This is a genomic window from Pseudomonas arvensis (assembly GCF_056688935.1).
The window spans coordinates 4734288-4748822 of sequence record NZ_CP162038.1; the positions used below are offsets into that span (position 1 = coordinate 4734288).

Consider the following 14535-nt stretch of genomic DNA (forward strand, 5'->3'; position numbering starts at 1 on the left):
AAAGCAAATCAACTGTCCGACAGGGGGACATCATAGCGGCCCTGCAGGTCTTGCGGGCGCAGTTTAATGCCATTGAACCGGCCGCTCAGGTGCGCATAACCGGTGCGGTACGCCGGCTGTGGTGCAGTAACGCCCAGTGACTGGCCCCAAGGCGCAGGCTGACTGCTTGCGTCATCAAAGCTGACGCGTTGAATCAAGGTGCTGGTTTTCTTGGTTTTCTCGCGACCGAATGCTGCAAAGTCACCATCAGAGGCCTGGACCCCGGCGGTGGCACCGAGCATGGTCAACGCCAACATCAGCTTTTTGATCGCAGTCATGGTGTTACCTCATACGCGTTTGGCTGTTGGAACCAGCCTACGCAAACGCCCCTGAACTCCCCCTGAACAGGCGGCACACCGCTGCGGGCTATCCTCTGGCGCCTCAACTCGGCAAACTACCGCACATGAACCGTCTACCTGCTTGCTGCACCCCACTCAACGACCACTGGCCGCTGCCCGAACCTTTACCGGGCACGGTGTTTATCGGCACCCGCTTCGACCCGGCGTTGTTAGCGGCGGGTGATTTCGAGCACTGCGCCGTGCCGCCACCGGCGAGCATCCAGCGCTCGGTGGCCAAGCGCCAGGCCGAGTTCCTGGCCGGTCGCCTGTGCGCCCGCGCAGCCTTGCAACAGCTTGACCACCTTGAATGCGTCCCGGCCATTGGCGAAGACCGTGCACCGGTCTGGCCTGGACACATCAGTGGCTCCATCACCCACAGCACCGGGCATGCTGCGGCGGTTGTCGGGTACAAGGCGCAATGGCGCGGGCTGGGAATGGACCTGGAAAATGTACTGACGCTGGAACGGGCGGAGCGGCTGGCCGGGGAAATTCTGACGGCTGATGAGCTGCAACGGATGGCCAACGTGCCGCGAGAGCAGATTGCGTTGCTGGTGACGCTGACGTTTTCGGTCAAGGAAAGCCTGTTCAAGGCGCTCTACCCGATTGTGCAGAAGCGCTTCTATTTTGAGCATGCCGAGGTGGTTGAATGGACCGAGGCCGGCCATGTGCGCTTGCGGCTGCTGACTGACCTGTCCAGCGAGTGGCGCCACGGCAAGGAGCTGACTGGGCAGTTTGCGGTGGATGACGGGCAGTTGTTGAGCCTGGTGGCCGTTGGTGCCTGATTGATCGCTATCGGGGGCAAGTCGAGTCGTCGATGAGGATGTCAGGTTTTGTCCTGATCCCTCGGCCAACTCAGGCTGAAGCACGCCCCGCCCAGATTGTTGCTCTTGCTGATCAGCGCCCGCCCGCCGTGCCAATAGATGATCCGCCGCACAATCGACAAGCCCAGACCGTGGCCGCCGGAAGCGCGGGTGCGGCTGTCGTCCAGTCGCAGGAACGGCGTAAAGATACGCTCCCATGCGCTTTCCGGCACACCAGGGCCGTCGTCCTCCACATCGATGCGACAGCGCACCTGCCCCACCTGATAACTGATCAGCACCTGGCCCTTGGCATGGCGCATTGCGTTGCTCACCAGGTTTTGCAGGGCGCGGTGCAAATAGCGGGGCTCGGCGTCGACCCAGGCGTCGTCCCAATGGGCCGATGACAAGCAGATTCCCCGCGCCACCGCCACCTGCGCACGCAGTGGCGATAATTCGCCAATCACCTGATCCAGCAACGCACTAAGGTCGACCCGCTGAAAAGTCAGCTGCGGCGCGCCCTGTTCGAGCCGTGCGTAGGTGAGCATTTCATCCACCAGGCCATCGAGGTCCTGGATATCGCCGTCCATGCCTTCCAGGTACTTGCGTCGGGCCTCGGGGGTGGCAGCATCGCCGATCATCTCCAGGCCGAAGCGCAGGCGCGCCACCGGTGTGCGCAGTTCGTGGGACACCGCACGCACGAGCTCGCGCTGGATCGCCAGCAATTGCTGCAAGTGCTCGGCCATGCCGTTGAAGGCGGCGGCGAGGCGGCCCACCGAGTCCGCGCCCCGGGCCGGCACGCGCACTTCCAGGTTGCCCTTGGCGATGCGTGTCGCCGCGGCTTCCAGGCCACGGAGCCGGCGCTCAAGCTGGCGTACCAATAAATAGACGATGAGGCCGATCAGGGTCAGGCCGATCAAGGCGATAAGGACCAGCCATTGCACCGGATACGGGTTCATTTGATACAGCGGTCCAAGTTCCAGTACCCAGGGCGTGCCAACGATGCCGGAGAACACGCGGATCGAGTCGCCGCCCTTGCCCAGGGCCATCACCGTGTCACCCTCCGACACACGACGGCGCTGGTCGTCGTCCATGTCGGCCTGATCGACGGTCATCAGGTGCATTTCAAAGCCAAAGCCCTTGGCTTGCTTTATATCCGCCAACCGTTGCGGCTGCTCGGCCACGGGGAAGCGCACCAATTCGTCGGCCAGCAGGTAAATAGTCGCACGGGCCAGTTGTTCGCTGATCTGCTGCACCTCACCCGTCAGCACCCATTGCTCTTTATCGCTGACCAGGCGCAGCACCCGGGCGGCATGGGGCCCAGTCTGCTCGACCAGTACCTGGCCGCGTTGCAGGCGGTTGCGCTGGCTGAGGTCCAACTGCGCGTCGGTGAGGCTGCGCAGCTCCAGGGGGATGCCCAGCAAACGCTCCCACACTGCCAGGGCGCGCTGGCGTTCGATGGCGCTCATGGGCTGCAGGTTGTCGCCCATCAGGGCGAAGGTGCCGTGGGCCAGGCGCTCGCGGTACTGACCGCTGCGCACCTCGTTAAGCAGGTGCAGGGCCAGCACGCCCAGCAGCGCCACCAGGATCAGCGCCGCGCACATGCCGCCATAGATGCGCAGGAAGATCGAGTTCACAGCGGCACGTCGGCGCAGGCTTCGGGGACGAACAGGTAGCCTTTGCTGCGAATGGTCTTGATCAGGCGCGGATGGATCGGATCGTCGCCGATTTTCGGGCGGATGCGTGAGATGCGCACATCGATGGAGCGGTCCTGGCCGTCATAGCCAATGCCGCGCAGGGCGATAAAGATTTCTTCGCGGGACAAGATGCGTCCGGCATTCGCCACCAGCAGCCACAGCAGGTCGAATTCGGCGCTGGTCAGTTCGATACTGCCGTCGTGCAGCCAGGCTTCGCGCAGGGCGTTGTCTACTACCAATGGGCCGAATTGCAGGCGCCGCTGGTTTTCCACGGTGGCGGGTTCGGCCGGCTCGCTGCGCCGCAGCAGCGCCTGGATGCGCGCCAGCAACAGGCGCGGGCGCACGGGCTTGCACACGTAGTCATCGGCGCCCATGTCCAGGCCCAGCACCTGGTCCATGTCGTCGGTGCGGGCGGTGAGCATCAGGATCACCCCATCGTAGCGCTCGCGTACCTTGCGGCAGATGCTCAGGCCATCTTCGCCGGGCAACATCAGGTCGAGGATCACCAGATCGGGTTGCTCGGCGATGATCCGCGCGGCGGCCAGGGCTCCGTCGCCTTCAACCGCCACGCGCAGGCCGTTGCTTTCCAGGTACTCACGGGTCAGTTCAGCCAATCGCTCGTCATCCTCGACGATCAGGATTTGCCAGGCTTCTTGCTCCATGCGCTACCTCGATTCTAATTATTGTCATGTACGGGAAGCACACTACTGCCTCTATTGAAGGTCGATTGTAGCCATGCCCCAACCCTCAAGTACAAGCCGGTAAATCCATTCGGTGATCGCGTTTTTTTGTGATAGGGTTCGCGCCCTCAAAAATCCAACCGGCTGTTTTTAACTTGGAATATTCAGTGACAAACGGCCGAATCCAGCAGCACTGCGGCCTACACGGGTGTTCTACGTTTCATACACATTTTACCCACAGCGTTATCCACAGGCAGTGCGTTGCTAAGCCCCCCAAAACGCATTATCTTGTACCTCGGCGCTAAAAAAACCCTACATGTAGGGTTTTGAGCGAAAAGACCCAACACAAATCAGACAAGAAACTCAAGCCCTTTCTTGCTCCTGTTTGGTCGAACCCAAGCATTTTTTGAAAGCCCAAACCGCTCAAGCGGATGGCAGCCGTTTTCAAGCTCCAACAGCGGAAAACGGTACGGGTGTTGCAGTGCTGGAAGCTGGCAACTGTCACCCATCAGGAATACGGCCAGGGGCATTCAAGCCCCGAACCGAAGACTTCGGCATGGAAGCGGCGCGAACAGCTCCCTTCCTCCTGTCCCGAAGTTGTTATGCCAGGCCCAGGCCTGCTGTAAGTGCTTCAGGACGGAACGGTGGGCACCGTGATGGTGCCCAAATAAATATAGAATGTGGAGACAACCCCCCATGCAAACCGACACAACTCGCGAGAACCCGCAGGGCTCCGTGCCGCAGGCAGCAGATTCGAATATGGATCTGTCCGCCACTGCACCTGGCCAACTGCGCGTGATCAAGCGTAACGGCACTGTCGTTCCTTACACCGATGACAAAATCACCGTCGCCATCACCAAAGCGTTTCTTGCAGTTGAAGGCGGCACCGCTGCCGCTTCGTCGCGCATCCACGACACCGTTGCCCGCCTGACCGAACAAGTCACCGCGACCTTCAAGCGTCGCATGCCATCGGGCGGCACGATCCACATCGAAGAAATCCAGGACCAGGTCGAACTGGCCCTGATGCGTGCCGGCGAGCAGAAAGTCGCACGCGACTACGTGATCTACCGCGACGCCCGCTCCAAGGAGCGTGCCGTGCGCACCCCGGCCGAAGAAGCAGCCGTGCAAGCGCACCCGTCGATCCGCATCACCCTGGCCGACGGTTCGTTTGCACCGCTGGACCTGGGCCGCCTGAACACCATTATCACCGAGGCCTGCGAAGGCCTGGAAGAAGTCGATGGTGACCTGATCCAGCGCGAAACCCTGAAGAACCTGTACGACGGCGTGGCCCTGACCGACGTCAACACCGCCCTGGTGATGACCGCCCGTACCCTGGTTGAACGTGAGCCGAACTACTCGTTCGTGACCGCGCGCCTGCTGATGGACACCCTGCGTGCCGAAGGCCTGGGCTTCCTGGGCGTGGCCGACAGCGCCACCCACCACGAGATGGCTGACCTGTACGCCAAGGCCCTGCCTGCCTACATCGCCAAGGGTATCGAATTCGAATTGCTGAACCCGATCCTGGCCACCTTCGACCTGGAAAAACTGGGCAAGGCGATCAACCACGAGCGTGACCAGCAGTTCACGTACCTGGGCCTGCAAACCCTGTACGACCGTTACTTCATCCACAAGGACGGGATCCGCTTCGAACTGCCGCAAGTGTTCTTCATGCGCGTGGCCATGGGCCTGGCGATCGAAGAGAAGCACAAAGAAGACCGTGCGATCGAGTTCTACAACCTGCTGTCGTCCTTCGACTACATGTCGTCGACGCCGACCCTGTTCAACGCCGGTACCCTGCGTCCACAGCTGTCGAGCTGCTACCTGACCACCGTGCCGGATGACCTGTCGGGCATCTACCACGCGATCCACGACAACGCCATGCTGTCCAAATTCGCTGGCGGCCTGGGCAACGACTGGACTCCGGTACGTGCCTTGGGTTCGTACATCAAGGGCACCAACGGCAAGTCGCAGGGCGTCGTGCCGTTCCTGAAAGTCGTGAACGACACCGCCGTAGCGGTCAACCAGGGCGGCAAGCGCAAAGGCGCTGTGTGTGCGTACCTGGAAACCTGGCACATGGACATCGAAGAGTTCATCGAGCTGCGCAAGAACACCGGTGATGACCGCCGTCGCACCCACGACATGAACACCGCCAACTGGATCCCGGACCTGTTCATGAAGCGTGTCTTCGATGACGGCCCATGGACCCTGTTCTCGCCATCCGAAGTGCCGGACCTGCACGACCTGACCGGCAAGGCTTTCGAAGAGCGTTACGAGTACTACGAAGCCCTGTCCCAGTACCCAGGCAAGATCAAGCTGTTCAAGACCATCCAGGCCAAAGACCTGTGGCGCAAGATGCTGTCCATGCTGTTCGAAACCGGCCACCCTTGGCTGACCTTCAAGGACCCATGCAACCTGCGCAGCCCGCAGCAGCACGTGGGCGTGGTTCACAGCTCGAACCTGTGCACCGAGATCACCTTGAACACCAACAAGGACGAGATCGCCGTTTGCAACCTGGGCTCGATCAACCTGCCGAACCACATTGTCAACGGCAAGCTGGACACCGCCAAGCTGGAACGCACCGTCAACACCGCAGTACGCATGCTCGATAACGTAATCGACATCAACTACTACTCGGTGCCACAGGCGCAGAACTCCAACTTCAAGCACCGTCCGGTCGGCCTGGGCATCATGGGCTTCCAGGATGCGCTGTACCTGCAACACATTCCTTACGGTTCGGATGCAGCAGTCGAGTTCGCCGACAAGTCCATGGAAGCGGTCAGCTACTACGCGATCCAGGCTTCCTGCGACCTGGCCGACGAGCGCGGCGCCTACGAGACGTTCCAGGGTTCGCTGTGGTCCAAAGGCATCCTGCCGCTGGATTCGCAACAGATCCTGATCGAGCAACGTGGCCAGAAGTACATCGATGTTGACCTGGAAGAATCCCTGGACTGGGCGCCGGTACGTGCCCGTGTGCAGAAAGGCATTCGTAACTCCAACATCATGGCCATCGCGCCGACCGCGACCATCGCCAACATCACTGGCGTATCGCAGTCGATCGAACCGACTTACCAGAACCTGTATGTGAAATCGAACCTGTCGGGCGAATTCACCGTGATCAACCCGTACCTGGTTCGCGACCTCAAGGCCCGCGGCCTGTGGGACTCGGTCATGATCAACGACCTGAAGTACTACGACGGTTCCGTGCAGCAGATCGAGCGCATCCCGCAAGAACTCAAAGAGCTCTACGCGACTGCCTTCGAAGTGGACACCAAGTGGATCGTTGACGCCGCCAGCCGTCGTCAGAAGTGGATCGACCAGGCTCAGTCCCTGAACCTGTACATCGCCGGCGCTTCGGGCAAGAAGCTGGACGTGACCTACCGCATGGCTTGGTACCGTGGCCTGAAAACCACTTACTACCTCCGTGCCCTGGCCGCGACCAGCACCGAGAAGTCGACCATCAACACCGGTAAGCTGAACGCTGTGTCCAGCGGCAACCATGGTGATGATTCGGTACTCGCTGCTCCAGCCGGCCCGGCACCTGTGCCAAAGGCCTGCGCGATTGACGAGCCGGATTGCGAAGCTTGCCAATAAGCTGAATCCGCCTTGGGCCTGATTTCCCAAGGCTGAAAAGCCCTCGATATGCCTACGGTGTATCGGGGGCTTTTTTTGCCAGATACATTTCCACCGTGTCCCGTCCTGAATAAGGTTTACACCTTCTGACCTTTGTTCAGGAGGACTCAATGGATACGAGAAAAAGGCGCAGCCAACGCGATTACACGCTAGCTTTTAAATTGTCGGTCGTAGACCAAGTCGAAAAAGGCGAGTTGAGTTATAAAGAGGCTCAACGGCGCTTTGGCATCCAGGGCCGGTCCACGGTACTGGTTTGGCTACGCAAGCATGGCCGACAGGACTGGAGCCAAGGCGCCTCAATCCGAGCGCCGCGGAGCAGGCCGATGACCGACCCCAACCTCCCGCTGACACCCGAGCAGCGGATTAAAGAGCTTGAAGAACAGTTGGCGCTGAGCAATCAAAAGGCCCAGTTCTTTGAAGCTGTCGTGAACGTCTTGAAAAATGATTACGGTGTGTCCATCGTAAAAAAGCGACCCGGCAAGTCCTCTCGCAAGGGCAAATCCAAGACCTGAGCATTACCAGGGCTTGCCTGTTCATGGGAATTTCGCGCCAAGCGTATTACAAACGTAACCGAGCCGTTGATGCGAGAGCTCACCAAGACCAGCAAGTAGTGGACTTTGTTCTGGAAAAGCGGCGTCGCCAGCCGAGGCTAGGCACGCGCAAGCTGCATTATCTGATGAGCACTGAGGCTGAAGCGCAGGTAATTGTTGGTCGAGACCGTCTTTTTTCCATCTTGCGCGAAGCGCGAGAGCTGGTTCCTCGAAAGCGTGCTTATCATAAAACTACGCATAGCCATCATCGGTTCCGCCGCCATCCCAACCTGCTCAAAGCAGGCCCGGAACAAGTTGTCGCTGGCAGGCCCGAGCAGGTTTGGGTTGCAGATATTACCTATCTGCCCACGCGGGAAAGTGTTGTTTAGGTCAGCCTGATAACAGACGCGTACTCACGCAAGATCGTGGGTCATCATGTGCATGACAGCCTGCATACGGAGTCGGTGGTCAAAGCATTGCAGAAAGCTGTTAACCAGCGAAAATCCATGCAGTCGCTGATCCATCACTCGGATCGCGGGGCCCAATACTGCTCCGACCTGTACCAGCAAATGCACGCCAAGCATGGGATCAAGTGCTCAATGACTGACGGCTACGATTGCTATCAGAACGCGATGGCAGAGCGGGTAAATGGGATTTTGAAAACTGAGTTTTTGCTGCACCGACCCAAAGATTTGGCGGATGCCGTAAAAATGGTGGATGAGTCGGTGCTGATCTACAACGGGGAGCGGCCGCACTTATCCCTGAAATACAAAACGCCCGATGCGGTGCATCAGGCGTTTTGAGACTCAAACAGGTGTAAACCTATTTCAGGACTAGACACCGTCCATAAAAAAGCCCCTCTTGCGAGGGGCTTTTTTGTGGAGCGTTACCGCATCACGTCATCTGGATGATGGTCTGCATGATGGTGCTCTGGGTGGAGATAGTCTTGGCGTTCGCCTGATAGTTGCTCTGGGCCTTGATCAGGTCCACCAACTCGTTGGTCAGGTTAACGTTGGAGTTCTCCAGGGAGTTAGCCACGATCGAACCCAGGGTGCCGGCTTGCGGGGTGTCGTAACCCGGCTGGCCCGAGGAGAAGGTCTCTCTCCAGGTAGTGCCGCCTGCCGGTTGCAGGCCCTGTTCGTTGTTGAAGCTGGCCAGGGAGATCTGGCCGATAGCCTTGCTCTGCTGGTTGCTGAACGTGGCGAACAGTACACCGTTGCCGTCGATTTTCAGGCCGGTGATCTGGCCGGTAGCGTAACCGTCAGTGGTCGGCGGGTTGCGGTAGCTGGCCGAGTTGTACTGGGTGATATTGCCCATGTTCACGGCAATAGGACCGGCAGTCGCGTCGTTCGGCGTCCAAGTGCCATCGGTCACCGACCCTGGAACCCAGCCAGTGAGCGTCAAGGTCTTGCTGCTCACGCCGCCGGTCACAACGTCCTTGAGCTTACCCGCGCCATCAAAGGTAATAGTCGACGGCACAGGGGCAGTGGTGCCGGTCGTTGTCGGCGTCGAACCATCCAGGTTACGGCCGTCGATCAACGTGTAGGCGTTCCACTCGTTGGCGTCGGTTTTCACCATGTACTGCACCATGGCGTGGGAGTTGCCCTGGGAGTCGTACAAGGTGGTGCTGTACTGAGTGGTAAAGGTGGTGGTGTCGGTTGGGTTGAACGGCTTGGTAGTCTGGTTGATCACCGGCTCCGACGAGTTCAGGTTACTGGTGGAGTCCACTTTGGTGGACGCCTTCGGCGGCAGGTAAGACAAGTTCAGTTGCAGGTCGGTCAAGCCGCCCTTGATGATCTTGCCGTCGTCATCCGCCGCGTAGCCTTGCAGGCGCGAGGTGCCGGTGTTGTTGGTGATGTAGCCGTCTTTGTCGGCGCGGAACGCACCGCTACGGGTGTATTCCAGGGAACCGTCGCTGCCCTTCTGCACGAAGAAGCCGCCGCCCTGGATCGCCATGTCCAGCACGCCGCCGCTGCCGTTGACGTCACCCTGGGTGAACTGCTGGGACACCGCCGCCAGGTTCACGCCGTTGCCGATGCTGTTCTGCCCGGTGCCCAGTTTGGACGCGGCGTAGATGTCGGCGAATTCCGCACGGGACGACTTGAAGCCAGTGGTCGCGACGTTGGCGATGTTGTTGCCGGTCACGTCCAATTGTTTGTTGGCCGCATAGAGGCCGCTAAGGCCGATATTAAAAGACATGTTTCTCTCCCTCTGCCGTAGTTAGCCGGCTCTATGTACCGATAGTCTGAATTTGCGACAGTTTGACGCTGCCCATGCCGCCTGCAAGGTTCAGCAGCATTTCGCCGCCGGTCTTGCTCAATGTAACGCTGGTCACTGTTGCAGGCAGCGAAGTGGCCAGGGCCACTGAATCGCCCTTGTCGTTCTTGGTCGTGGCCGCGAAGGTGTAGGTGCCCGCTGGAGCCACCTCACCCGCGTCGTTCTTGCCATCCCAGATAAAGTCCGAGGTGCCGGCGCTCTGGGCGCCCATGTCGATGGTGCGCACCACGTTGCCGTCTTTGTCGGTGATCTTGATGGCGACGTTGCCGGTGGCAGCAGTCACCGCCACCGAACCGTTCATGCTCTTGCTCGTATCCACCAGGGCCTTGTCGGTCTGGGTGATGATCGAACGCCCTACCAGCGACGAAGCTTGCAGCGCCTGCGAAGAGCTGAAGTTGCTGGAGATTGCATTCACCGAGTCGTTCAGGGTGTTGATGCCTTCCAGGCTGCTGAACTGAGCCAACTGGGCCACGAATGCACCGTTGTCCTGAGGCGACAGCGGGTCCTGGTTTTTCAGTTGGGTGACCAGCAGCTGCAAGAATGCGTCCTTGCCCAACGACTGATTGCCGGTGGCCGCAGAAGCCGTGCTTGCGACATTGTTTGTTGCAGTGCTGACCTTGGAATTGAAAAGGTCCTGGACTGCTGAATTAGTAGTCGTATCAACGATGGCCATTATTTGGCGCCCCTTATCACTGACCCAGGGTCAGGACCTTCTGCATCATGGTTTTGGCGGTGTTCATCATTTCCGCGTTGGTCTGGAACGAGCGGCTGGCGGAAATCATGTCGGCCATTTCCTCGACCACGTTGACGTTCGGGTAGTACACGTAGCCTTTTTCGTTCGCGGCCGGGTGGTTAGGCTCGTAGCGGGCTTCGAGGTTGCTCTGGTCTTCGACCACGCCAAGCACCTGCACGCCTTTGCCGGCTGCGTCCTGCTCCTGGAACAGCGAGTCGCTGCCGCCGTTCTGACCGGCCTGGAACATGGTGGCAAACACCGGGTGACGGGCACGGTACGTCTGGTCAATGCTCGACGACACGGTCTCGGCGTTGGCGATGTTACTGGCGACGGTGTTGAGCCGCGTGGTCTGGGCGCTCATGCCGCTACCGGCAATATTGAAAACACTGGACAGGGACATGGCTTACTCTCCACGCAGGGCTGACATCAGCCCTTTGAATTTGCTGTTGAGCAGGGTAAAGCTGGCCTGGAAGTTCACCGAGTTCTCGGCATACGCCGATTGCTCCAGCTGGGCGTCGACGGTGTTCTGATCGATCGACGGCTGCATCGGCGTGCGATACAGCAACGACTCGTCACCACTGCTCAGGCCTTGCGCTTCGATATGACGGTTGTTGGTCATGTTCAAGGCGAAGGTGCCGTTCTTGGTCTTGTCCTGCTGTGCGGCGAGCACGGCGGAGAAGTCCAGATCCCGAGCCTTGTAGTTCGGGGTGTCGGCGTTGGCAATGTTATTGGCCAGGACTTCAGCACGCTGGGCGCGGAAGCCCAGGGCTTGTTCGTGGATACCGAGCGCTTTATCGAAGCTGATGCTCATGGCGGAAACCTTTAGGCTGACCTGCTGTTCGTTAACTGGGTTATAGCAAGGCGCATGCCAGTTTCTGAAAAGCCCATGAATCAAGGGTTTGCGAGGAGGTTGCCGGCGGCAATGCCAGAAAAGCGGCAACGGGTTTCCGCGTGGCGCCAGTAAAGCGGCAATGGGGAGTTGCCGCTTTCATCAACTTTGCCGCAGAAACAAATGTGGGAGGGGGTTTGCCCCCCTCCCACATTTTTATTTGGCCTGGTAGATGATGCCCGGGCTGCACTGCACCATCTGGAAGTGATCCGGCAGGCCGTTCAGCGCCTCGGAAGCACCGAGGAACAAGTAACCGCCACGCTTGAGGGTGCCGTGGATGCGCAACAGGATGTCTTTCTTCACTTCTGCCGAGAAGTAGATCAGTACGTTGCGGCAGAACACCATGTCGAACTTGCCCAGGCTGGCGTAGCTGTCGAGCAGGTTGAACGAACGGAACTCCACGCGGCTCTTGATCGGCGCCTTGATCGCCCAACGCCCTGCCCCTTTGGGGTCGAAGTAACGTTGCAGGCGCTCCTGGGACAAACCACGGCCCAGGGCCAGGCTGTCGTACTCGCCGGTCTTGCAGTTGGTGAGCATGGTGCCGGACAGGTCAGTGGCAACAATCTGCGCCCCGGCCTTCAACTGGCCCATGTTGGTCCGCTCGAACTCATCGATGGACATCGAGATCGAATACGGTTCCTGCCCCGAAGAGCAGGCCGCCGACCAGATGCGCAAGCGCTGGCCCGGGCTGGCCTTGATGGCCTCCGGCAGCACTTTGCTCTTGAGCACTTCAAAGGGATAGGTATCACGAAACCACAAGGTTTCGTTGGTGGTCATGGCATCGACCACCATCTCTTTGAGGCCACTGCGCGGCTGCCCCTGGATCCGTTGAACCAACTCGCCCAGGGACTTGATGCCCTGCTGCTCCATCAGTTTATTAAGACGGCTGGATACCAGGTATTGCTTGTTTTCACCGAGCAATATGCCACAGGCTTTTTCCAGGAAGACCCGGAACTGTTCAAAATCCAAATTACCCGTAGACACTGATACCGCCTCTAAAATCGTGTGATCGCCAGGGGAAAAAAGCCCTTAGCTGTGATCTGCTGCCTTGATCCGGGCGACTACCCGGGATGCCAGGTCATCAGGACGGAATTTGGCCAGGAAGTCATCGGCACCGACCTTCTTGACCATCGCCTGGTTGAATACGCCCGACAACGAAGTATGCAGGATGATATGCAATTTTTGCATGCGTGGATCGCTGCGTATCTCAGCCGTGAGGGTGTAGCCGTCCATTTCCGGCATCTCGATGTCGGAGATCATCATCAAGAATTCTTCTTCCGGTTTCTTGCCTTCATCTACCAGCTTGCGCAGGTAATCCAGCGCCTGGCGGCCATCATTGAGCGCCACCACTTCCACGCCGACGGTTTGCAGGCAACGGGTCACCTGCTTGCGCGCCACCGAGGAGTCATCCACCGTCAGCACACGCAGCGAGACTGCCTTGTGCGCCGTTTCGGCATCCACCACACCCACGGAAATCGATTCCGAGGTCGGCGCCACTTCGGCGAGGATCTTCTCCACGTCGATGATTTCCACCAATTGGTTATCGACCCGCGTCACTGCCGTGAGGTAGTGGTCGCGGCCGGTGCCCTTGGGCGGCGGATGAATCTCTTCCCAGTTCATGTTGACGATGCGCTCCACCGAGCGCACCAGGAAACCCTGGGTCTTGGTGTTGTACTCGGTGATGATCACGAACGGGTTTTCGCGGTCCTGCAGGCCAGCCGAACCGGTGGCCAGGGCCAGGTCAAGAATCGGGATGGTCGCGCCACGGATGTTGGCCACGCCACACACCACGGGGCTGGACTTGGGCATGATCGTCAGCTTGGGACATTGCAGCACTTCCCGCACCTTGAACACGTTGATGCCATATAGCTGTTTGCCATCCAAGCGAAAAAGCAACAACTCCAGGCGATTCTGCCCTACCAGCTGTGTGCGCTGGTTTACTGAATCCATTACTCCTGCCATGCCCAGACTCCTACGCTAAAACCTTGAAGGTGCGACGCGCACCCAACACTAAACGGCACGAGCTTTGCTATTTATTGGCCATGGATATTAAAACGACAGTTTCCCGACGCCTTCGATTCCCACAGTACCGCAGATTGCTCTGCGCCTTGGTGGCGCTGCTTGCGTTGAGCCTGAACACCACGGCCCGCGCAGATAACGTCACCTTGCCTGATCTACTTATCGGCGTCACTCAGGGCTTTCTTGAGTTCACTGTAGAAGATTATCTGGCAACCACCCAGACACCGGGGCGTTATGAAATCCAGGTCAACCAGTTGGACCCACGGCTGCGCATGCCCATGTGCGACAAGGAATTGACAGCCACCCTGGAAAGCCCCGCCCAGCCCATCGGCCGCGTAACGGTGCGGGTGCGCTGCGACGGCGCCTCGCCCTGGACGGTGTTTGTGCCGGCTCAGGTCAAGCTGTTCCGCGATGTAGTGGTAGTGGCCCGGCCGCTCAAACGCACCGGCATCATCGGTTTTGAGGACGTTGTACTGCGCGAACGCGACATCAGCCTGATCAGCCAGGGCTACTTGACGTCTGTGGACCAGGCCGTCGGGCAAAAATTAACCCGACCAGTGGTCACCGACCAGGTCATCACGTTGGTGCATCTGGAGCAGGCCGAGGTAATTCGCAAGGGCGACCAGGTGGTGATTTCCGCCAGCAGCGGTACGCTGAACGTGAAAATGCCCGGTGAAGCGCTGTCCAACGGCGGCATGAGTGAACAGATTCGCGTCAAGAACCTCAACTCCAACCGCGTGATCAAGGCGCGGGTAACAGCCCCAGGGCAAGTCGAGGTCGCTCTATAGATGACTGGTACAGGACGCCGGGTTTTCCTACACTGTGCAGGAGGTAGCCCATACGCAGATTTATTGTCATTTGCGTCTAAAGTTTATCCGGGTATGGCCGAAAACATGGCAAGCGTCC

12 protein-coding genes and 1 pseudogene are annotated in these 14535 nt (G+C 59.2%); 4 read left to right on the plus strand and 9 right to left on the minus strand.

The annotated features are described in order from the left end of the window. Positions 1-8: 8 nt before the first annotated feature. Entirely contained in the window at positions 9-317 is a 309-nt protein-coding gene (locus AB3G88_RS21380; RefSeq protein ID WP_480451570.1) for a hypothetical protein, read from the minus strand. A gap of 125 nt (positions 318-442) precedes the next feature. Here AB3G88_RS21380 and AB3G88_RS21385 point away from each other — a divergent pair, with 125 nt between their 5' ends. Next, positions 443-1159: a 4'-phosphopantetheinyl transferase family protein gene (locus tag AB3G88_RS21385; RefSeq protein WP_480451572.1), complete on the plus strand. Its 717-nt coding sequence runs from the start codon at positions 443-445 to the stop codon at positions 1157-1159. 41 nt (positions 1160-1200) lie between these two features. On the opposite strand, the gene AB3G88_RS21390 is transcribed toward AB3G88_RS21385, so the two are convergent. Beyond that, positions 1201-2811 carry an ATP-binding protein gene (locus tag AB3G88_RS21390; RefSeq protein WP_191948358.1) on the minus strand — a complete coding sequence of 537 codons (1611 nt, stop codon included), beginning with the start codon at positions 2809-2811 and terminating at the stop codon, positions 1201-1203. After that, on the minus strand, positions 2808-3533 hold the full coding sequence (locus tag AB3G88_RS21395; RefSeq protein WP_158877905.1) for a response regulator: 726 nt from the start codon (positions 3531-3533) through the stop codon (positions 2808-2810). The genes AB3G88_RS21390 and AB3G88_RS21395 overlap by 4 nt, the downstream gene beginning before the upstream one ends. 714 nt (positions 3534-4247) lie before the next feature. Between AB3G88_RS21395 and AB3G88_RS21400 the strand changes: the two genes are divergently transcribed. Further along, entirely contained in the window at positions 4248-7142 is a 2895-nt protein-coding gene (locus AB3G88_RS21400; RefSeq protein WP_099587187.1) for a ribonucleoside-diphosphate reductase subunit alpha, read from the plus strand. 149 nt (positions 7143-7291) lie between these two features. Beyond that, positions 7292-8514, plus strand: a pseudogene (locus AB3G88_RS21405) (IS3 family transposase). Between the two features lie 91 nt (positions 8515-8605). Here AB3G88_RS21405 and flgE read toward each other — a convergent pair. From flgE to AB3G88_RS21435, 6 genes are all read right to left on the minus strand, one after another. After that, complete coding sequence (gene flgE / locus AB3G88_RS21410) at positions 8606-9910, minus strand: flagellar hook protein FlgE (protein WP_191948360.1); 1305 nt, start codon at positions 9908-9910, stop codon at positions 8606-8608. Between the two features lie 31 nt (positions 9911-9941). Beyond that, on the minus strand, positions 9942-10661 hold the full coding sequence (flgD, locus tag AB3G88_RS21415; protein ID WP_099587189.1) for a flagellar hook assembly protein FlgD: 720 nt from the start codon (positions 10659-10661) through the stop codon (positions 9942-9944). Positions 10662-10677: 16 nt separating this feature from the next. Beyond that, positions 10678-11121, minus strand: coding sequence for a flagellar basal body rod protein FlgC (flgC, locus tag AB3G88_RS21420; RefSeq protein ID WP_003175632.1), 444 nt, complete (start codon positions 11119-11121; stop codon positions 10678-10680). A gap of 3 nt (positions 11122-11124) precedes the next feature. Beyond that, complete coding sequence (gene flgB, locus AB3G88_RS21425) at positions 11125-11532, minus strand: flagellar basal body rod protein FlgB (RefSeq protein ID WP_017529461.1); 408 nt, start codon at positions 11530-11532, stop codon at positions 11125-11127. A 234-nt stretch (positions 11533-11766) separates the two neighbouring features. Next, entirely contained in the window at positions 11767-12594 is an 828-nt protein-coding gene (gene cheR / locus AB3G88_RS21430) for a protein-glutamate O-methyltransferase CheR (RefSeq protein ID WP_032886774.1), read from the minus strand. Positions 12595-12639: 45 nt separating this feature from the next. Continuing rightward, complete coding sequence (locus tag AB3G88_RS21435; RefSeq protein WP_099587191.1) at positions 12640-13572, minus strand: chemotaxis protein CheV; 933 nt, start codon at positions 13570-13572, stop codon at positions 12640-12642. An 80-nt stretch (positions 13573-13652) separates the two neighbouring features. Between AB3G88_RS21435 and flgA the strand changes: the two genes are divergently transcribed. Then, on the plus strand, positions 13653-14417 hold the full coding sequence (flgA, locus tag AB3G88_RS21440) for a flagellar basal body P-ring formation chaperone FlgA (protein WP_099587192.1): 765 nt from the start codon (positions 13653-13655) through the stop codon (positions 14415-14417). The last annotated feature ends 118 nt before the right edge of the window (positions 14418-14535 follow it).

Coding starts and splice junctions, on each gene's coding strand:
- flgE (WP_191948360.1), bottom strand. CDS start 9,910: ATGTCTTTTAATATCGGCCTTAGCGGCCTCTATGCGGCCAACAAACAA.
- flgA (WP_099587192.1), top strand. CDS start 13,653: ATGGATATTAAAACGACAGTTTCCCGACGCCTTCGATTCCCACAGTAC.
- flgD (WP_099587189.1), bottom strand. CDS start 10,661: ATGGCCATCGTTGATACGACTACTAATTCAGCAGTCCAGGACCTTTTC.
- AB3G88_RS21385 (WP_480451572.1), top strand. CDS start 443: ATGAACCGTCTACCTGCTTGCTGCACCCCACTCAACGACCACTGGCCG.
- AB3G88_RS21380 (WP_480451570.1), bottom strand. CDS start 317: ATGACTGCGATCAAAAAGCTGATGTTGGCGTTGACCATGCTCGGTGCC.
- AB3G88_RS21435 (WP_099587191.1), bottom strand. CDS start 13,572: ATGGCAGGAGTAATGGATTCAGTAAACCAGCGCACACAGCTGGTAGGG.
- flgC (WP_003175632.1), bottom strand. CDS start 11,121: ATGTCCCTGTCCAGTGTTTTCAATATTGCCGGTAGCGGCATGAGCGCC.
- AB3G88_RS21395 (WP_158877905.1), bottom strand. CDS start 3,533: ATGGAGCAAGAAGCCTGGCAAATCCTGATCGTCGAGGATGACGAGCGA.
- AB3G88_RS21400 (WP_099587187.1), top strand. CDS start 4,248: ATGCAAACCGACACAACTCGCGAGAACCCGCAGGGCTCCGTGCCGCAG.
- flgB (WP_017529461.1), bottom strand. CDS start 11,532: ATGAGCATCAGCTTCGATAAAGCGCTCGGTATCCACGAACAAGCCCTG.